This is a genomic window from Okeania sp. SIO1H4 (assembly GCF_010672695.1).
GTDB lineage: Bacteria > Cyanobacteriota > Cyanobacteriia > Cyanobacteriales > Microcoleaceae > Okeania > Okeania hirsuta.
Genome location: NZ_JAAHGB010000023.1, coordinates 69029 through 87442 on the forward strand (window position 1 = coordinate 69029; position 18414 = coordinate 87442).

General features: G+C 35.4%; 20 protein-coding genes and 2 pseudogenes. 13 read left to right on the plus strand and 9 right to left on the minus strand.

Features of this window, described 5'->3' with window-relative positions; genetic code table 11:
• Positions 1-99: 99 nt before the first annotated feature.
• On the plus strand, positions 100-234 hold the full coding sequence (locus F6K06_RS17095; protein ID WP_275670269.1) for a hypothetical protein: 135 nt from the start codon (positions 100-102) through the stop codon (positions 232-234).
• 617 nt (positions 235-851) lie between these two features.
• On the opposite strand, the gene der is transcribed toward F6K06_RS17095, so the two are convergent.
• Entirely contained in the window at positions 852-2213 is a 1362-nt protein-coding gene (der, locus tag F6K06_RS17100; RefSeq protein ID WP_124143126.1) for a ribosome biogenesis GTPase Der, read from the minus strand.
• Positions 2214-2794: 581 nt separating this feature from the next.
• Between der and F6K06_RS17105 the strand changes: the two genes are divergently transcribed.
• Positions 2795-3358: a hypothetical protein gene (locus F6K06_RS17105; protein WP_124143125.1), complete on the plus strand. Its 564-nt coding sequence runs from the start codon at positions 2795-2797 to the stop codon at positions 3356-3358.
• A 471-nt stretch (positions 3359-3829) separates the two neighbouring features.
• Here F6K06_RS17105 and prmA read toward each other — a convergent pair whose 3' ends face one another.
• Both prmA and serA read right to left on the minus strand, forming a co-directional pair.
• Positions 3830-4723, minus strand: coding sequence for a 50S ribosomal protein L11 methyltransferase (gene prmA / locus F6K06_RS17110; protein ID WP_124143124.1), 894 nt, complete (start codon positions 4721-4723; stop codon positions 3830-3832).
• Positions 4724-5401: 678 nt separating this feature from the next.
• A complete protein-coding gene (serA, locus tag F6K06_RS17115) occupies positions 5402-6985 on the minus strand; it encodes a phosphoglycerate dehydrogenase (RefSeq protein WP_124143123.1) in 1584 nt (527 codons plus the stop codon).
• Positions 6986-7222: 237 nt separating this feature from the next.
• On the opposite strand from serA, the gene F6K06_RS17120 reads away from it, so the two are divergent.
• Entirely contained in the window at positions 7223-7729 is a 507-nt protein-coding gene (locus F6K06_RS17120; RefSeq protein ID WP_124143122.1) for a hypothetical protein, read from the plus strand.
• A 209-nt stretch (positions 7730-7938) separates the two neighbouring features.
• Here F6K06_RS17120 and F6K06_RS17125 read toward each other — a convergent pair whose 3' ends face one another.
• Positions 7939-8094 (minus strand): hypothetical protein, encoded by a 156-nt coding sequence (locus F6K06_RS17125; protein WP_161564317.1) that lies wholly within the window; start codon positions 8092-8094, stop codon positions 7939-7941.
• 7 nt (positions 8095-8101) lie between these two features.
• Here F6K06_RS17125 and F6K06_RS17130 point away from each other — a divergent pair, with 7 nt between their 5' ends.
• The 3 genes from F6K06_RS17130 (at position 8102) to F6K06_RS17140 (ending at position 9957) form a co-directional block, all read left to right on the plus strand.
• Positions 8102-8881: a photosystem II S4 domain protein gene (locus F6K06_RS17130; RefSeq protein ID WP_287240430.1), complete on the plus strand. Its 780-nt coding sequence runs from the start codon at positions 8102-8104 to the stop codon at positions 8879-8881.
• Between the two features lie 336 nt (positions 8882-9217).
• Positions 9218-9634, plus strand: coding sequence for a XisH family protein (locus F6K06_RS17135; RefSeq protein ID WP_287240428.1), 417 nt, complete (start codon positions 9218-9220; stop codon positions 9632-9634).
• A complete protein-coding gene (locus F6K06_RS17140) occupies positions 9622-9957 on the plus strand; it encodes a XisI protein (RefSeq protein WP_287240426.1) in 336 nt (111 codons plus the stop codon). Before F6K06_RS17135 ends, F6K06_RS17140 begins: the two co-directional genes overlap by 13 nt.
• 246 nt (positions 9958-10203) lie before the next feature.
• On the opposite strand, the gene F6K06_RS17145 is transcribed toward F6K06_RS17140, so the two are convergent.
• Both F6K06_RS17145 and F6K06_RS17150 read right to left on the minus strand, forming a co-directional pair.
• Positions 10204-10539 (minus strand): XisI protein, encoded by a 336-nt coding sequence (locus F6K06_RS17145; protein WP_287240424.1) that lies wholly within the window; start codon positions 10537-10539, stop codon positions 10204-10206.
• Positions 10527-10871, minus strand: a complete 345-nt coding sequence (locus F6K06_RS17150; protein WP_353734855.1) for a Uma2 family endonuclease — start codon at positions 10869-10871, stop codon at positions 10527-10529. The genes F6K06_RS17145 and F6K06_RS17150 overlap by 13 nt, the downstream gene beginning before the upstream one ends.
• A gap of 316 nt (positions 10872-11187) precedes the next feature.
• Between F6K06_RS17150 and F6K06_RS17155 the strand changes: the two genes are divergently transcribed.
• The 3 genes from F6K06_RS17155 (at position 11188) to F6K06_RS17165 (ending at position 14669) form a co-directional block, all read left to right on the plus strand.
• Positions 11188-12513, plus strand: a complete 1326-nt coding sequence (locus tag F6K06_RS17155; RefSeq protein ID WP_287240421.1) for a hypothetical protein — start codon at positions 11188-11190, stop codon at positions 12511-12513.
• 372 nt (positions 12514-12885) lie between these two features.
• Entirely contained in the window at positions 12886-14214 is a 1329-nt protein-coding gene (locus tag F6K06_RS17160) for a hypothetical protein (protein WP_287240418.1), read from the plus strand.
• A 263-nt stretch (positions 14215-14477) separates the two neighbouring features.
• A complete protein-coding gene (locus F6K06_RS17165) occupies positions 14478-14669 on the plus strand; it encodes a DUF433 domain-containing protein (RefSeq protein WP_375339374.1) in 192 nt (63 codons plus the stop codon).
• Positions 14670-14724: 55 nt separating this feature from the next.
• Here F6K06_RS17165 and F6K06_RS34035 read toward each other — a convergent pair whose 3' ends face one another.
• The 3 genes and pseudogenes from F6K06_RS34035 to F6K06_RS17175 form a co-directional block, all read right to left on the minus strand.
• Positions 14725-14904, minus strand: a complete 180-nt coding sequence (locus tag F6K06_RS34035; RefSeq protein ID WP_205127440.1) for a type II toxin-antitoxin system ParD family antitoxin — start codon at positions 14902-14904, stop codon at positions 14725-14727.
• Positions 14905-14962: 58 nt separating this feature from the next.
• Positions 14963-15307: pseudogene (locus F6K06_RS17170) on the minus strand (HEPN domain-containing protein); the annotation flags it as partial.
• A gap of 32 nt (positions 15308-15339) precedes the next feature.
• A complete protein-coding gene (locus F6K06_RS17175; RefSeq protein ID WP_124154447.1) occupies positions 15340-15699 on the minus strand; it encodes a nucleotidyltransferase domain-containing protein in 360 nt (119 codons plus the stop codon).
• 240 nt (positions 15700-15939) lie between these two features.
• On the opposite strand from F6K06_RS17175, the gene F6K06_RS17180 reads away from it, so the two are divergent.
• The 4 genes and pseudogenes from F6K06_RS17180 to F6K06_RS17195 form a co-directional block, all read left to right on the plus strand.
• Positions 15940-16176 (plus strand): hypothetical protein, encoded by a 237-nt coding sequence (locus tag F6K06_RS17180; protein WP_240041560.1) that lies wholly within the window; start codon positions 15940-15942, stop codon positions 16174-16176.
• Positions 16163-16588, plus strand: coding sequence for a hypothetical protein (locus F6K06_RS17185; RefSeq protein WP_240039059.1), 426 nt, complete (start codon positions 16163-16165; stop codon positions 16586-16588). Before F6K06_RS17180 ends, F6K06_RS17185 begins: the two co-directional genes overlap by 14 nt.
• 150 nt (positions 16589-16738) lie before the next feature.
• Positions 16739-17614, plus strand: a complete 876-nt coding sequence (locus tag F6K06_RS17190; RefSeq protein ID WP_124145865.1) for a Uma2 family endonuclease — start codon at positions 16739-16741, stop codon at positions 17612-17614.
• A 221-nt stretch (positions 17615-17835) separates the two neighbouring features.
• Positions 17836-18324, plus strand: a pseudogene (locus F6K06_RS17195) (VIT domain-containing protein); the annotation flags it as partial.
• Between the last annotated feature and the right edge of the window lie 90 nt (positions 18325-18414).

Here is an 18414-nt window from a genome sequence, read left to right on the forward strand (position 1 = left end):
GTCTTTTTAATTAATTAAAATACGAAAAATTATCCTACAGTTATTTTACAAAAACTGAAAAAAAAGTTGACCTAGATGAGATAGTAATATGATTTCCGGTTGAACAGTTATAAAATAAATAACGACGGAGGAGTCAGGAGTCAGGAGTCAGGAGGGAAGAAAGAAGAGGGAAGAGGAAGAACAGGAGAAGAAGGAAAAAGTTTTTTTATCACTAATTATCCGGACATGATATAAAATAACAAATTTAGATTAAATAGAAGTTATTCTGCTATCTCCTTATATCCCTAATCAATTATCTGTAGCAAACATTAACCTATTTAATATTATCTATCTTGGAAAAACTTTTTTTTGAACCTCCCTGATATCCTCTCATTAACTATTTCTAATATTGATTGTATTTATTAAGTATTCAACGGGCATAATATTATTTAGCAAATAAAAAAACTGCCAAATATATTAATCTTTAACTTTGACAAAAAAATTATGCATCTTCTCGCTTTCCTATTACAGGAAGTACTGTTAACAAAGTTCCTTCGGAAGATGCTAACTGATATCAAATCCGGTTAAACAGCCATAGAATGGTTAAGTTAGGAGTCCTCAGGAGTCAGTCGGACCTCCTCAGGAGGAGAAAGAATTACAAAGATAAACGTAGTTATGGCGATTGAAGATTTTTTTTATGTCCAATTAAACGGATTTGATATGATAACTGAATTGACAATTATAGCAGTCTAAACAAAGGTTAGGACATATCAAAAACTTAAAACTCAGACAAACCAAGCTTTTCTTTCTTCTTTCTTCCTTCTTCCTTCTTCCTTCTTTTTTCTTTCTTCCGCTATAGCTGTTGATTATCCTTAAACACGAGTTGCTCTATTAACAGTATTATGCTCTACTTCCCTAGCTTTTTTGCCACGCCAAAGTAATCTTATTGGTGTTCCTGTAAATCCTAAATGTTGACGAAACTGACTTTGTATATAACGACGATAATTATCAGGAAAACGCTTGGGGTCATTCACAAATAAAGCAATTGTTGGTGGTTTACTTGTCACTTGAGTTCCATAATAAATTTTTCCTTGACGACCCTGACGAGTCGTTGGAGGAGAATTCCAACTAACAGCTTCCTCTAAAACTTCATTAATCACTGAAGTTGTTACCCTACGTTGATATTCATTAGCGGCATTATCTATTAAATCTAGAATTTTCTCTACTCGTTTTCCTGTAGATGCACTAATAAAAATCATCTCTGCCCATTCCATAAAATATAGTCTCGACCTTACTTCTTGTTCATAAGTATAAATAGTATAGGCATCCTTTTCCACAGCATCCCATTTATTCACCACAATAACGCAAGCTCTACCCTCCTCAATAATTCTATCTGCCAACTTTTGGTCTTGCTCTGTTACCCCATCTAAAGCATCAATTACAAACAGAACAACTTCAGTACGACGAATAGCTTTAAAAGCTCTATTAATACCAAAAAATTCTGCACCATATTCCACATTTTTCTTTTTTCTAATACCAGCAGTATCAATCAAACGATAAGTTTTTCCATTACGTTCTACTACAGTATCAATAGCATCTCTTGTCGTACCAGAAATAGGACTAACAATTGCACGATTTTCTCCAAGAAATGCGTTTAATAAACTAGATTTACCCACATTAGGACGACCAACAATTGCTACTCTAATCTCATTTGTTTCTGGAATTTCTGTAATAGGTGGTAAATGGGTAATTAACTCATCCAATAATTCTCCAGTGCCATTGCCATGAATACCAGAAATGGGATAAGGTTCTCCTAAACCCAATTCCCAAAACATCGCAGCTTGGGTTAATCCTTCTGTCAGAGATTCGCACTTATTAACTGCTAGAAGGGTAGGGACAGGTTGTTGACGAAGCCATCTAGCTATTTCTTCATCTCCTCCAGTTGGGCCTGCTTGTCCATCTACTACAAGAATAGCAACACTTGCTTCCGCAAGAGCGGCCATAGCTTGTTCGCGAATTAACGGTAAAAATTCTGTATTATCATCAAATATCAAGCCTCCTGTATCTACAACTTGGAATTCTCGGTCTCGCCAATATGCGTTACGGTAAGTACGATCGCGAGTTATTCCTGGTTCGTCATGGACAATTGCATCTTGATTTTCGGCCAAGCGATTTACTATTGTGGACTTTCCCACATTTGGTCTGCCAATAATAGCTACTATAGGTAAGGACATACTTAATTTTAATTAGTTTAGCTAAATATAACAATATGATTTTAGTTGTGAGATATTGAAGACTTTTAGGCAATAGGCAACAGGCAACAGCTCATCTGGCAACAGCTCATCTGGCAACAGGGAAAAAACGAATATATATTAATAAGATAACTGCCATGTTCTATGCTTTAAAGGAACACCTCAATTCTCACATCTGATTTCTGATTGCTATATAAATTCTTCAAACTTTTATTGTAGCAAGAATTTTGTTGAAGCAAGTTTTATATCATTTCTGTTTAATAAGACATCTCCAGAAAAGAGGGAATAGGGAATAGGGAATAGGTATGGAGGGGGAAATAACTGATAATTCCTGTACGATAATTAATTTTATTTTTGATTTTTGGAGATGTCTATATAGTGGTGAAAAAAATTATCTTCTCACTTCAAGGGTAAATCTCTTTTCCTTCTTCCTTCTTCAATTGATTTTATTTTTGATTTTTGGAGATGTCTATTAGTGGTGAAAAAAAATTATCTTCTCACTTCAAGGGCAAATCTCTTTTCCTTCTTCCTTCTTACTTCTTCCTTCTTGTTTCTTACTTCTAATGAATACACCAAGTCATGCCATTATTAATCTAGCTCTTCTTGCTAAACCACAATTATCACAAGCTAATTTTGCTATTGTAATAGGTGGAATTTTACCAGATATTCCAATCTTTATTTTCTACTTTTGGGCAAAATTTATTGTCCGGTTACCAGAAGCAAAAATTTGGTCAGAAGCCTATTATCAACCATTAATACAAAATCTTGTTGCTACTTTTCATTCTATTCCTTTAGCGATAATTTTATTACTAATTTCTTACTATTTTGGCTGGGAAATTATGCAAGTTATTTGTATTAGTTTGGTGCTTCATTCTCTGTTTGATTTACCAGTACATAATAATGATGCTCATAAACATTTTTTCCCTTTAAGTAATTATCGATTTATTAGCCCTATTTCTTATTGGGACCCGAAACATTATGGAGCAATTGTTGCCTTGATAGAAATTTTACTGGTGTTATTAGCAACTTTGTGGATATTTCCTAGCATTAATTCTGCAATCGGAAAAGTATTGATAGTTCTAGTTAATATTTTTTATTGTAGTAGTTATATTTATTTTTATAGCTGAAGGAAGAAGGAAAAAGGAAGAGAGAAGAAGTGAAAAAGGAAAAATCTGGCTTTGTCTGAGTTTTAAACTTTTGATATGTCCGCGCCCTTTCCTTCCACTGCTATATCTTCGTTCTTAAAATTTTCACCTACCACCTAATATTAAATCTATTAGTATCGGTATAAAATCTTTTGAAGTTAGGAGTCAGGTAGTAGGGGCGTTAATGATAGTTATGCGAAGCTAACGGCCGTTTGCTCAGGTAGAAGCTCTCCGCTTTACATGTCGCGGAGCGTTAACGGAGTTATGCCACAGCAAAACGCCCGTACAGGAGTCAGGAGGAAAAACAGTTATAAAGATTTGGTAATTGTGAAAATGGACAATATTTTTATACCTAATTAAACGGATTTGATATAAAACCTAAAACCTTCTTAAATCATTCTCAAATTTTCACCTACAACCTACCACCTAAAACCTAAAACCTTCTTAAATTAATTAAGAACGCCGAATATTAAAACAACACCACTCTCCTCGTTTCCAAAGAGTGGCCACAACCCAACCATTTTCTTCCAAAGTATCAGCAATTGATTTAGCTTGTTCTAGTAAAATTCCACTAAGAACGCCCCAAGTTGTAGGTTTAGCGATCGCTTCCAGACGTGGAATTATATCAATAATTACTTCAGCTAAAATATTACAAACTATACCATCTACCGGACCAGAAGCTAACTTAATTAAATGCTCAATATCCCCATGTTCAACAATTAATTTTTCAGCCGTTATATCATTTAATTTCCGATTACCAATAGTGGATCTAATTGCTAGTGGGTCAATATCAACTGCATATATCTGACGTACCCCTAATAATGCTGCACCAATGGACAAAATACCACTACCACAACCAATATCAGCAATAATAGCTTCTGGATTAGGTTCCAACCCCAAGCGCATTTCCAATGACTCCAAACATAACTCCGTAGTAGGATGAGTTCCTGTACCAAAAGCCGCTCCTGGGTCTAAACGAAGAATAATTCTATCTAAATTTTCTGGTAAATCTAGCCAAGCAGGATGAATTAGAAAGTAGTCGCCAATTTCTTGAGGTTGCCAATATTGTTTCCAACTACTTGCCCAGTCTTCTTCCTCAATTAAATCCCAATTCACTACTGGAGTTGGTAGATTCATACATAGGGCATCCTGACGTAAGTGTACGGCCAAAGCTGACAAGTCCAACATTTGAGCTTGTTCTTCTGGTATATAGGCCCAGATCAAGCAATGATTCTCTTGGACTTGACTCGCAGTACCTCGGCAACCAAAAGTATCTAGACGCCAAGCAATGACTTCCTCGAGACTTGGGTGACACAACACTCTAATTTCCCACCAGTTATATGCCATAAAAATTTAAGCTTTTCTACATTGTTATTTTCTAGATTAGGTGTTAGGTCGTAGGTCGTAGGTTCAACAATTAATAATTAATTATTAATTATTATCTATCCTTGAAAAGAAGAGGATTGACGCGGAGCGTGAAAATTTTTTCTTCCCTTGGTCTATTGGATATGGTTAGGGAACCCATCCATCCCACCCTACGGTAAGCTGCACTTTTTCCTTCGGAATGCTGCGCAAACATGTCGGCGACTGCCGTTAACGTGCGTTGTGCGCCAGCAAAACGACCGCTTTTTTTCTCCTTTAAAGGAGAGGCTTTAAACCTTAATTATTCGGTAAATTTTGTCATAATTCATAATAGAGTATATAACCTACAACAGCTTTTTGAGATATTACTCTTACCTATAACCTATAACCGAAAAATCGTGGTCTAAACCCTCCCCTTTTAAGGGGATAAAAAAAAGAGAATTCCGTATTTTCTTGCCTCCTTATTGCAGAGGTACTGTTAGCGTAGCTCCTCCGGAGGAGGCTAACTGTTAACGCAGTTGCTCTGGAGGAGGCTAAGAGATAACTGAAATGACCTATTACCTATTAGACATATCCAAATAATCAAAAATAAAATCAATTATCGTACATGAATCATCAATTATTTCTCCCTACTCCCTACTCCCTATTTTCTAGAGATGTCTATTAAAGAGCAACTGTATAAGCATCCCTAATTCCTGGTTCTTTGAGAATTTCAGTTAAAATTCCTTCCGGCAATAAGTCATCAATACTTAATACCATCACCGCATCACCCCGAACAATTTTACGACCCACCTGCATACTGGCAATATTCACATTAAAACTACCCAAAAGTGAACCTATTTTACCAATAATTCCGGGCATATCTCGGTGTAAAGTCAATAACATATAAGGACTTGGGGGGACATTAATTGGAAATCCATCAATATTAGTAATCCGAATCTCATCTTCTCCAAGTAAAGCACCTCTAACGATATGGTCACCCAGAGAACCCTTTGCTTCCAACTCTAACGAACCAGTATAGTCCCGGACTGAAGCATCCTTAGTTTCCACTACTCGAATACCTCTTTCCTTAGCTTCAATTGAAGCATTTACATAGTTTACACGCTCTCGCAGAGCTTGAGAGAGTAAACCTTTGAGAGCTGCCACTACTACTGGTTTACTATCCCCAGTGGCCAAATCTCCTTGAAGACGGACATTCAGAAAATCAATTCGTCCACCTGCCAATTGACTAACTAAATTACCAAGAGTTTCAGCCAATAACAAATAAGGCTTAAGTTTTTCTAATGTATCTGGATACATACCAGGGATATTCACTGCCGATCTAGCAGGTAACCCCAACAACACATCTCGAATCTGTTCCGCAACATCTATTGCCACATTCACCTGAGCTTCAGCAGTAGAAGCTCCCAGGTGAGGAGTCATCACAATTTTTTGTCCTAGCTCTCGTAGTGGGGACTCAGCTTCTAGAGGTTCATTTTCATACACATCTATAGCAGCACCAGCAATTTTGCCTTCTTTTAAAGCTTCTGCCAAAGCAACTTCATCAATAATGCCACCTCTAGCACAATTAATAATACGAGCTGTGGGCTTCATTTTTGCGAAAGTTTCAGCATTAATAGAATGATAAGTTTCATCAGTTTTGGGTATATGGAGAGTAATGTAGTCCGATTCTTGGACCAATAAATCCATATCTACCAAATTACAACCCAATTGGTCTGCCCTTTCTTTAGAGATAAATGGATCGTAGGCCAGAATTTTCATACCCATAGCTTTCGCCACCTTAGCTACATGGGAACCAATTTTACCCAGACCAACAACACCGAGAGTTTTTTTGTAAACCTCTACCCCAATAAACTTTTTACGGTCCCATTTGCCACTAACAACTGACTGGTTGGCTTCTGCAACGTGGCGCGACATAGATAACATCATGGCAAGGGCGTGTTCTGCTGCAGCGATCGTATTTCCTTCTGGGGAATTAACGACTACAATACCTTTGCGGGTTGCTGCTGTTACATCTACGTTATCTACCCCTACTCCAGCACGACCAATAATTTTTAGTTGAGTAGCAGCTTCAATAATTTCTTTAGTAACTTTAGTACCAGAGCGAATCATTAAAGCATCATATTCTGGTATAATCTTAACAAGTTCTTCTGCGGGTAAACCTGTTTTGACATCTACCTGAGCTACTTGGGAGATAATATCAATTCCAGTTTTATCTATGGGATCGGATACAAGAACTTTTGGCATAGGAAATTAGTTGAATAATTGAATTATGTGACTGTTTTACCTACTGAAACTTTCGCTTCAGTTTGATTTTTGAGTTTTTCAAACAGCAGGAGATTTTGCCAGACTATAAATTGTAATTAATAATGTTTATTTAGCAAAAACATTAACTGCTGACTTAACCTTACCTTCAGAGTACCAGTATGGGCCTATAATTTTATTGATTGTCAGAAATATTTTAGATTGCTTCGATCGAATTTTATGAATTATCTCGTTGCTGTATTATCAGACCGCATTCAAGCTGAATCTGCCTATTCTGCTTTGGAAAAACAAGACTTGCCAATGAAGCAAGTGGCAATATTGGGCCGGGGCTATAAAACTGCTGATGAATATGGCCTAATCGATCCTAATGAGCAGGCCCGTAAACAAGCAAAACAAATGGTTACTTGGCTTGCACCTTTTGGTTTTGCTGCTGGTGTTACTTTTAGTCTGATTACGGGATTGAATACTTTTGCCTGGGCAGGGGAATTTGGTAATCATTTTATTGGTGGTATATTGGGGGCTATTTCTGGTGCAATGGGTGGAACTTTTGTTGGTGGTGGAGTGGGTTTGATTTTTGGTGGTGGTGATGCTGTTCCCTATCGTAACCGCCTTAATGCTGGTAAGTATTTGATTGTTGTTCAGGGTTCAGAAGCTCTGATCCGTCTAGCAACTCGGACTTTATATCAGTTTAAACCAGAAAATATTCAAGGATATACTGCAAATTAGGAGTCAGGAGTCAGTCCTCAGGAGTCAGGAGGGAAGAAGAAGGAAGTTTTTCGGTAAGGGCGAATGGCATTTGCTAACGCAAAGCTCCGCTAACGCCCTTGCTATATATAGAGTCCCTGCGTAAGTTCTGATTACTTAATTCCTTCTTATTTGAAATCGGGTTATATCAAATCCGGTCGCGGGCAAAATGCCCGCACTACAGACATATATTAGCGTTTGCGGAGTATTTCGTAGGAAAGTTTTGTGTTAGCAAACATTAATATTTGTACCTCATATACGACCGAATCTGCTGTAATTATCACTCTCATTGTTCCTGACTCCTGACTCCTGACTCCTGACTCCTGTGAAATAAATTTATTCAGCAAAAAAATTATGTTACCAAAAGAAGAACTTCTCAAAGGAATTGAAAATCGCGAAACTATCACTCGCATCATCGATCTAGCAGAACAAGCTATCAGAACTTGGGAAATTACTCAGAGTGATTTTTTATCACCGCCAGAAATATTTGAGTCGGAAGCAATTTTTCAAAAGTTGACAGAAGTAGAATTAGTTTCCTGGGGTGGTTATCCTCAAGCGGAACGAAAAAGATTAGCGATCGCTCGTTCAGATTTGCCTATTGATACTTCGAGTGTGGAATTAACAGCTATTAATATTGAGGGAAATTTTCTGTTTGATACTGCGACTCACCGAGATTTTCTTGGTTCCATGTTAGGTACGGGAATTGTCAGAGAAAAAACTGGGGATATTATTGTTTTGGGAGAACGTGGCGCTCAGGTAATAGTAGTGCCTGAATTGGTGGAATATTTAGAAATGAATCTGCAACAAGTTCGGTCTGTTCCTGTTAAAGTTAAACCTCTAGAATTGAGTGATTTAAGAATAAGAGAACCGAAAAAGAAAGAGTTAACAACTGTGGAAGCTTCGATGAGATTAGATGCAGTTGCTTCTGCTGGTTTTGGAATGTCTCGCAGTAAAATGGTTGATTTTATTGAAGGGGGAGATGTGCGGGTAAATTGGAAGGAAGTTAGTCAGGCAAGTTATACTGTGAAAACTGGAGATTTAATTGCTATTCGAGGAAAAGGAAGGTTAGAAGTAGGGGATATTGCGATTACGAAAAAAGAACGTTATCGAGTGAATTTAACGCGATATGTTTAGAAGAAGGAGTCAGGAGACAGGAGTAGATTTCTGTTGCGCGGATTGCTATATATTTACTCCTTTTTCCTTTATTAGACATCTCCAAAAATCAAAAATAAAATCAATCATTATCCAAAAATTATTAATTATTCTTTCCTGTTCCCTGTTCCCTATTTTCTATTCCCTATTCCCTCTTTTGGAGGAGATGTCTATTATAAAAATTATTTACCGAAAAATTCAGGTATAAAGCATCTCCATGAATGGAGAAAAAAGAAAAAAAATCCTTTGATCCAATCCTCTTATTTATAAGAAGAGGTAATTCTAAATTCGCGCATTCTAAATTCTAAATTCTTGACAATGGCTAAAGACATTTTCCATCAACAGGTTAAAAATGCTTTAATCAAGGATGGATGGAATATCACCCACGATCCTTTTACAATTCGGATTAGTGAAGCTATTAAATTACAAATAGATTTGGCAGCAGAAAATGCTATTGCAGCAGAAAGAGGTTCTGAAAAAATTGCTGTAGAAATTAAAAGCTTTATTGCAGACTCAGATATTAGTTCATTTCATACTGCATTGGGACAATATCTTAACTATTGTCAAGCACTTGAAGAACAAGAAGCAGACCGAATTGTTTATTTAGCTATTCCTGTAGAAACTTATCAAGATTTTTTTCAGCTTCCTTTTATCCAACGTTCTCTTAAACGTTATCAAGTCAAACTGATTATTTTTAATCCTAAATTGGAGGTGATTTCTGAATGGATAAATTAGAAAAATATCGACAATTTGTTAGGCAAATTTTGAGTTCACACGCAGAAATAGCAAATACCAATAATACAGTAAAAGATGAATTAATATTTGATACAGAACGTGACCATTATCAATTAGCTTATGTAGGTTGGCAAGGGGATAAACGAGTATTTGGTCCTGTGATGCACTTTGATATTATAGATGGCAAAATTTGGATTCAATATAATGGTACGGAAGAGTCTGTTGCTGAGAAATTAGAGCAAATGGGTGTACCTACTTCAGATATAGTTATCGGTTTTCATTCTGCTTTTAAGCGTCAATTTACTCGTTATGGGAAAAATTGAAGGTAAGCATTTAGTTATTATTGATAATTATAACGGGACTTACGCAAATTAACGTTGAAAACATTATATTTAGGAGCGTTAACGATAGTTATGCGAAGCAAATGGCATTGACTAACGCCAAGCTCCGCTAACGCCTAAATCTTTTTTTGTATAGGATAAATTAGTCTGAGCTACAGAACTTTTGTACTTTTTAGTTTTGAGCCTAAAAAATCTTACTTTTGATTTTTGACTTTTGAATTCCTTAATTTACTCCACAGCAAAACCTGTATATTTTCGTTTATAAGGTGCATGAAAAGCCAGAACAATATCTGATGATGGAACTCCTAAATCTACTAATTCACCAGCAATACCAATTTCTGTACCATCATGTTGTATCCAGATTTTTTCATTTTTAATATCTATTTGTAAGACACATCCCCGAATTCTTTCATTGCCATCCCAACCGACATTTAAAAGTTGATAATGGTCGCGTTCCCTGTCAAAAATTGTTTGTACTTCTACCTCTCCATAAGACGGTTTATATTGTCCGTAATCTTTAATTATTTGCTGAATATAATTTCTGTATTTTTCTAATTTTTCCATTCTATAATTACCTCCTGTTTTTGCCTATAATAAAAAATTATTGACACTTTGTAGGTTGGGTTGTTCGCGTTAGCGTTGCGAAGCATGGAACCGAAACCCAAAAGATTTGAGCTTGGTGTTGGGTTGCGCTGTCGCTTAACCCAACCTACTGATTGCTCTAAAATCACATTTTGATTAAGTCGAAAACATTCAACCATTATCTTTTGGGCATCAATCAAAACATATTCTTTCAAAGTATAAATACGACGATAATTTTGAAACTTTTTACCGCGACAAATAGCTTCAGTACCTAGATACAAAACTTCAGCAATTAAGCAAGGATAATAAATAATTTTACTTGCATAATTTTACTTGCACCTCTATCTTGTTCCTTAATGCTGACAATAATAAAAAAGTATTGAAACTTTGTAGGTTGGGTTGATAAAGGAAACCCAACAATATGTTATATCTGTTGAGTTGTACCTTAAGGCAATCTACTGGACTGAAATAGCTAAAAAGTTTATTGTTTTAGGGTGCATTAGAGGGTTAAAATTTAAGCTATCATAATTGTTTCAAAATCGGTCATAACAAACCATTGCACTGTTTGAGATCTGTTGCTCCACTAAATTATCCGAGTATAATATAAGCAATAAATCTAGAGGTAAAAATATGTCACGATTATATAATCGAGCCTATAAAATATTAGAGGTAGAAGTTGACAAATGTGCTAAAGAAGATTTGGTTGGGGAAGTGGGAAAAAATATAGTAATGAAAAGATTGGATAAGTTAACTTTCCAATCAGGAGAACCCCTAAAAGAAGAAGAGTTAAGTTATTTAGTAAAAGACCAATTTCCTAATTTTAGTGAGACAGTTATTCAGAAAGCAGCTAAAGCAAATAAACCACCAGGAATTTTGAGTAAAATTGCTTTGATACCTGCTGCACTAGCAGGAATAGCAGGGATAGTTTGGGTGGCAAATTTACCCTATCCAATGATTCGTAAACCTGTGTCTAGAATAGCACCAATAATTTTATTACCTAGTTATATAAATATGGATTATAACTATCGGGAGGCGATCGCTAATGTTGAACAAGCAGATCAATTAATTAATAAAGCAACTTCTAGTGCAGATATTAATTTTGGTGCTGAGAAAGTTGCTTTGGCACAAAAACATCTGGATGAATTGCCAGTTTGGTTTTTAGGTTATTATCCTGAAAGATACTGTACCTTTTTTAGTTGTTCTTGGAAATTTACATTAGATGAATTTGAAACGGCGAGAAAACAGATAGGACGAATGGAGGCGAAGGTATTTCAAGAAAAAAATGCTCAAACATTGTTAACAGAAGCAGAACAAACAATTGCTACAGCTAAACAACAATATCTGGAAGCTGAAACTTCAACAGAAAAAAATGAGGCGATCGCTAACTGGCAAACTGGAATAGATAAGTTAGCACAAATTCCACCTACTACTGTTGCTGCAAAAATGGCAAAACCACAATTAGCCGCAACTAAGCGAGATTTTCAAGCAGAGGTGGGTTTAGCTAATGGTAGTAAACGTAGTGATGTGATCATTGAAGCAGCTAGACAATTTGTTTTGCAAGCAGGCAAAATTTCTGAAAATGAACCCTATCCAGAACAAAAATTGCAACTAGCAGTCAATTTATGGGAACAAGCAATTAGTCAATTACAGAAAATTTCTGTAGATAACCCAAGTTATGTAGCAGCACAAACTAAATTGGCAGAATATCAGGTAAAACTAACCGAAGCAAAAATGCGTTTACAAGCAGAAAAGGAGTCAGGAACAGCTTTTAAGCGAGGTAAAGATTTAATTGCAGATTGGCACAAATATGCTGTTGATAATTCTGATCGAGGTTTACTTGCTAGTAAGTTACAGGAAATTATTAATCAGTTAGAGAATGTGAAACCAGGAACAACTTATTATCAAAAAGCTCAAGAATTATTGAAATTTACTAAGAATAAACAGAAAAATTTATAAGTTGAAATTAGAGGCAAACAGGGATTTTTTCACGGATGCACGGATGAGGTTTTTTATTCCAAATATTAGGTAGAATATTTTCCAAAATTCTCTACCTAATAGACATCTCCGATAATTAAAAATCAAATCAATTATCGTCCATAAATCATTAATTATTTCCCCCTACTCCCTACTTCCTACTCTCTCTTTTTCGGAGAGGTCTATATAGATAGGCGTTCAAAAGTCAAACTTCTGTTTCAAAATAAATCAGTATTTTTACAGATATTTTTACTTTATGCTGCTAAATTTATCAAGAAATATTGATAGTTTTGCTGATGACTAATTAAAAAATTACGCTTAAACTAAAAATGATTATAATCTAGAGGTTAAAATATGCCACGTCTCCATAACTATGCTTACGAAATATTAAGTGAAGAAATCAAAAAATTATCAAAAGAAGACCTCACAGGTGAAATAGGCCAGAAAATAGTTCTGAAGCGATTGGAAAAACTACGGATGCAATCTGGCGAACCTGCTAAATTAGAGGAATTACGAGAACTAATTGTAGACCAATATCCTACCTTTAGCGAAAAAGTTCTCAAAAAAGCAGCAAGGGAAAATCATCCCGCAGGAAAAGTAATTTTATTTCAGTTAGCAGGTTTAGCTGCTCTAGGAGTAGCTGGTTTAGTCTGGGTAGCAAATTTACCTTTTCCTATGGTTCGGAGACCAGTGGCAAGAGTAGCACCGATGGTATTGTTACCAAGCTACATAAGCATGGATCGTAACTACCGAGAGGCGATCGCTAAAACGGAACAAGCAGATCAACTGATCAATAAAGCAACTTCCAGCGCCGATATTAATTTGGGAACGCAGAGAGTTGCTGAAGCACAAAAACACTTAGATGGTTTACCAGTATGGTTTTTAGGTTATTATCCCCCAAGATATTGCACCTTTTTTAGTTGTACTTGGCGATTTACTCTAGATGAATTTGAAAGGGCGAGAAAAAGGGTAGGACAAATTGAGGCAAAGGCGTTTCAAGAAAAAAATGCTCAAACATTGTTAAAAGAGGCAGAGCAAACAGTTAAAATATCTAAACAGCAGTATCAGCAAGCGACAACTCCAACAGAAAAAAATGAGGCGATCGCTCAGTGGCAAGCAGCAATAGATAAGTTAGAACAAATTCCACCAACTACTCTCGCTGGAAAAATGGTGAAACCTAAATTAGCAGCGACTAAGCGAGATTTCAAAAAAGAGGCAGGTCTAACTCAGGGAAGTAAGCGGAGTTTCACTCTAATGGAAGTAGCCAAAAAATTTGGTTTTGAAGCAGCTAGATCTTCCCAAAATGCACCCCATCCAGAACAACAGTGGCAACTGGTGGCGAGTTTATGGGAACAAGCAATTAGTCAATTGCAGAAAGTATCAGTAGATAACCCTAGTTATTTAGAAGCACAGACAAAATTAGCAGAATATCAAGTTAATTTAGCTAATGTGAAAATGCGACTACAGTTAGAAAAACAGTCAGGGCAAGCTTTTAAACAGGCTAAAAATTTGATAGCTGATTGGCAAAGGTATGCTGTTGATGATAATTCTAACCAGGGTCTACTTGCTAGTACAATTCAATCTATTATTAATCAGTTAGAGAATGTGAAACCAGGAACAACTTATTATCAAAAAGCTCAAGAATTATTGAAATTTGCTAAGAATAAACAGAAAAATTTATAAGTTTAAATTAGGGGAGCAAGACAGGGATTTTGTCGCGGATGCAGGGATAAACTTTTTATTAGGTAGGGGATTTTACGAAATCGTCTACCTATTTTTTTTATACATAGTTTTTCTGTTGAGAAATTGAGAGATAATTAAAAGTTACTGCCAAAGTAAGCTCCTTTTTTGTGTTATATTGTCATATTATTATGTAATGCTCAAATATACCCATTCCTAGGAAGGAGCTTTTGGTTTATAGTTTCAACTAACTAACAATAGAAGAAATGATCAATAAAAACCTCCTAGAAAGAATCACTATTAACCCAAACATCTGTCACGGAAAACCCTGCCTCCTGGGATTGCGTTATCCCGTAGAATTTATACTAGAATTGCTGAGTAGTGGCATGACTATTGAGGAAATTCTTGAAGACTATGATGATTTAGAAAGAGACGATATCCTTGCTGCTTTACAGTAGACTGTTACCTTAAACTCAGAGATTATCTGAAATTGAAAAATCAATTAATAAATAACTAAGGAACAATAATTTTTATGTCAGACACAATCTTTTCTAATTGTTCTAAACCTACCTGAACTTTTGGGGGAGTTTCATCAAGCCATTGTTCATAATCTTGTTTTTCTAATAGCTTTAAAGCCGAATCAATAACTTCCTCAATATTGGTATATTTTCCCTTGGCAATTTGGGATTGAATAAACTTTTATTGTTGTGGACTTAAGATGATATTCATAACTACATAACCTGATTTTTTATTAAATTAAATCAATATTATTATGAGCAAAATCAAGCATTTCTTCAGCTTCATTAATAATGCATTGAGTCTGTTCTATTGTAATATTAGGATTAAGATTATAATCTGCTTCTGTACGTTTTTCTTGAGCATTAATTAAATAGCGATGATATTCTACAGGCAAACGTTTTGTCCTAGCAAATTCTCGACCAAAAGCAGAGATAACAGCAGAATGACTAGAAAATGTTAATCCTTCTCCTAACAAAAAAGCCTCCGCAATATAAAACATACTATAGTAAGCCCTCGCAGCAGCAAAAGCAGCCAAGTTATGATCGACTAAAAGTTGAGCAGCTTGTAAGCTCTCCCTAGCTTTTTGTAATCATTGTTGTTGTTCAATATTCACAGGAAAATACCTTCTTGATGAATATTCAATAATAAGGGACTTTTCTCTTGTTGAAATTGAGATTCACTCACATAAACACAACTTACTAACATCCCATATTCGATACATATATCGGAAATAAATTCAATGATTTTTTGATGCTTATTATCGAGATTATTATTTTCTTTTAAAACTACTAAAACATCAATATCTGAGTCAGGTTTTGCGTCACCCCTTGCTTGAGAACCAAATAAAATTAAACTAATGAAATTATCTTGATAAATTTGTTTAAATTCCTGCTTTACCCTGGTCAGAATTTCTCCTAACTTTTGATGTTGTCCTAAATTTTCAACTGTACATAAAGGAATATTGTCCATTTCAGATGATAACTCCCTTGTTTCAATATTCTAACTGCTAATTCTACTACTCAAAGCTAAATTTCCTAAACATTTATCTACCATAGCATAAGTAAGAATAAATTAGCTATATCATACCAAATCCAGTAGTATTGGTACAATTCAATATTGTCATAATTTGGAGACAAAACCCCTACTAAACAAAAAAAGATAAATGAGCGATCGCCATTCCGGTCAGCTAATAATTTAGTTATTATTATTTTGGGATTCAAGGAGCATTTAAAAACTATTAATCAAGCTCAAGCTACTTTTGACCTTAGTATTAATATGGTTAATTTATTTCCTAATATCGAGTTAGTTGAACCGAGTGAATATTTGAAAATGACTCTGAAACGTAATCTCAAAGTTGCTTTTGATAATAATACTGAAAAAGCTCGTTTCCTGACGGAATGCTCCGCAAACGGAGTTAATTATTGCACCATTGTTGATAGAAATTAGAGAAATATTTGATGGTAAAATTAGTTTGTTTTCTGGCAGAGATTTTAATGTCGATATTACCAGCGGACTAAATGGATTTTGTGACTATATTTTGAGTGCTTCAGAGTTCACTTTAGAAATAGAAGCTCCTGTAATCACAATAGTTGAAGCTAAAAATGAAAGTACAAACGTAGGTTTAGGTCAATGTATTGCAGAAATGGTAGCAGCACAAAGGTTTAACCAAGCAAGAAATAGAACAACTGAAAGTATTTATGGTGCTGTTACCACAGGACGTATCTGGCGCTTTCTCAAACTTTCTGGTCAAAATGTAGATATTAATAATGAGGAGTTAGTCATTGAAAATGCAGAAGATATAAATATTTCTAAGATTTTAGCAATTTTAAGTTTGCCTATTAAACAATTGAACAGTTAAATTTTCAGTCAACGGGTGGCAGATTTGGTTGCGGATTTGCGATCATCTTCCAATAACAAACACTAGGCACGTTGCATACAATATCCTTACTGGGTTATCATTTTGCCTATATAATATATTAAAAATTCCCCAATTAATCTGGAGGTAATTATGTCAGAAAAATTGACTATTCTGCCCCATGGAGATCCAGACACCAGTCACATGATTCTAGAGGATGATACTCCCTTGGATAGTTTTATTAATGAAAAACAACAACGTCTACTCACAACGGTATTTTATAGCGGTGCTAAAATACCGATAAATGTTCCTTTTATTGTTGCTGCCAATGTGGGTTTATTTTCTCATCTCCTAGATTCAGGAATTGTACCTGATGTCTTTTTAAGTTTGAATATTATTGGTGAGAAAGAATGGTGGGAACGTAATGTTAGCTCTTATTTATTCTGGGAATTTGGCAAAGCACCAGATATCGTAATAGAAATTGTTTCTCCGACTCCCGGTAATGAATTAGGAAGTAAATTAACGGACTATGCAAAGTTAGGAATTCCTTATGATGTTGTCTACGATCCATTGCAAAAACTTAGCGAAACTGTACTGCAAGTCTTTCAATTACAAATTAATTCTTACGTTCCTAAAAATGATGCTTGGTTTGCTCATGTTAATTTGGGATTAACTCTATGGAATGGTGTATTTGAAAATGTTAATGGTACTTGGTTACGTTGGTGCAATGGTGATGGGAATGTAATTAAAACAGGAGATGAAATAACAACAGCAAAAAATCTGGAAATTTCCCAAAAAGATGCTCAAATATCCCAAAAAGATGCTGAGATATCTCTAAAAGATGCTCAAATTAAACAGGGGTTATTATTAGCAATTGAAATGGGATTAAAACTCAAGTTTGGTGATGAATATGTGGAGATTTTATCAGATATTTCAAAAATAGATGATGTGAAATTGTTAGAGACAATAGTATCTCAAATTCCCCAAATTTCCTCAATAGATGAATTGCGAAAACTATTGAATAATTGATAATGGATAATTAATTGAATCTAGGTTTAAAGACTCTCCTTTTAAGGATAAAAAAGGGATTTATCAAATTAAGGTCTATTCAAATCAAGCCCTTTCCCCCTACATTTTTAAGCTGACCATAATCATACACAATTCTTAACAGACAATTCTTAATTCAGTACGCTACAAGAGAAGTTAATGTATTACAAAACAAATTAATTTCTTTAGGAGGATACACACTTATGTCTACAAATACACCAACTCTCGCAGGATTATACGTTGTATCCTCAGAGGAGAAACTGACTTTTCCTCTGAAACACACGGAAGTTAAAGCCAAAATAGCGGGCAACCTATCCCGCATCGAAGTAACTCAAAAATTTGAGAACTCATTCACCGAACCCCTAGAGGCAACTTACGTCTTCCCACTACCAGACGAAGCAGCAGTCGATGAAATGGAAATCAAAATAGGCGATCGCCTAATCAAAGGCAATATCAAAAAACGAGAAGAAGCAAAAAAAATCTATCAACAAGCTAAACAACAAGGTCGTACTGCTGGACTACTCGAACAACAGCGCGATAATATTTTCACTCAATCTCTTGCCAATATTAAACCAGGGGAGCAAATAGATGTGATTATTCGCTACACAGACTCCCTGAAGTTTGAAGGTGGGGATTATGAATTTGTCTTTCCAATGGTAGTCGGACCTCGTTATATTCCCGGAACACCTATATATAGAAGTGGCGATACAGTGCTTTTACTATTGCCTTAGACTTGCGGAAAGAAGTTTATTCTCACTTACAAAGACTCAATATTAGTTACT

Coding starts and splice junctions, on each gene's coding strand:
- F6K06_RS17135 (WP_287240428.1), top strand. CDS start 9,218: ATGGCTAAAGACATTTTCCATCAACAGGTTAAAAATGCTTTAATCAAG.
- F6K06_RS17160 (WP_287240418.1), top strand. CDS start 12,886: ATGCCACGTCTCCATAACTATGCTTACGAAATATTAAGTGAAGAAATC.
- der (WP_124143126.1), bottom strand. CDS start 2,213: ATGTCCTTACCTATAGTAGCTATTATTGGCAGACCAAATGTGGGAAAG.
- serA (WP_124143123.1), bottom strand. CDS start 6,985: ATGCCAAAAGTTCTTGTATCCGATCCCATAGATAAAACTGGAATTGAT.
- F6K06_RS17105 (WP_124143125.1), top strand. CDS start 2,795: ATGAATACACCAAGTCATGCCATTATTAATCTAGCTCTTCTTGCTAAA.
- F6K06_RS17140 (WP_287240426.1), top strand. CDS start 9,622: ATGGATAAATTAGAAAAATATCGACAATTTGTTAGGCAAATTTTGAGT.
- F6K06_RS17155 (WP_287240421.1), top strand. CDS start 11,188: ATGTCACGATTATATAATCGAGCCTATAAAATATTAGAGGTAGAAGTT.
- F6K06_RS17165 (WP_375339374.1), top strand. CDS start 14,478: ATGATCAATAAAAACCTCCTAGAAAGAATCACTATTAACCCAAACATC.
- F6K06_RS17130 (WP_287240430.1), top strand. CDS start 8,102: ATGTTACCAAAAGAAGAACTTCTCAAAGGAATTGAAAATCGCGAAACT.
- F6K06_RS17145 (WP_287240424.1), bottom strand. CDS start 10,539: ATGGAAAAATTAGAAAAATACAGAAATTATATTCAGCAAATAATTAAA.
- F6K06_RS17120 (WP_124143122.1), top strand. CDS start 7,223: ATGAATTATCTCGTTGCTGTATTATCAGACCGCATTCAAGCTGAATCT.
- F6K06_RS17190 (WP_124145865.1), top strand. CDS start 16,739: ATGTCAGAAAAATTGACTATTCTGCCCCATGGAGATCCAGACACCAGT.
- prmA (WP_124143124.1), bottom strand. CDS start 4,723: ATGGCATATAACTGGTGGGAAATTAGAGTGTTGTGTCACCCAAGTCTC.
- F6K06_RS17175 (WP_124154447.1), bottom strand. CDS start 15,699: ATGGACAATATTCCTTTATGTACAGTTGAAAATTTAGGACAACATCAA.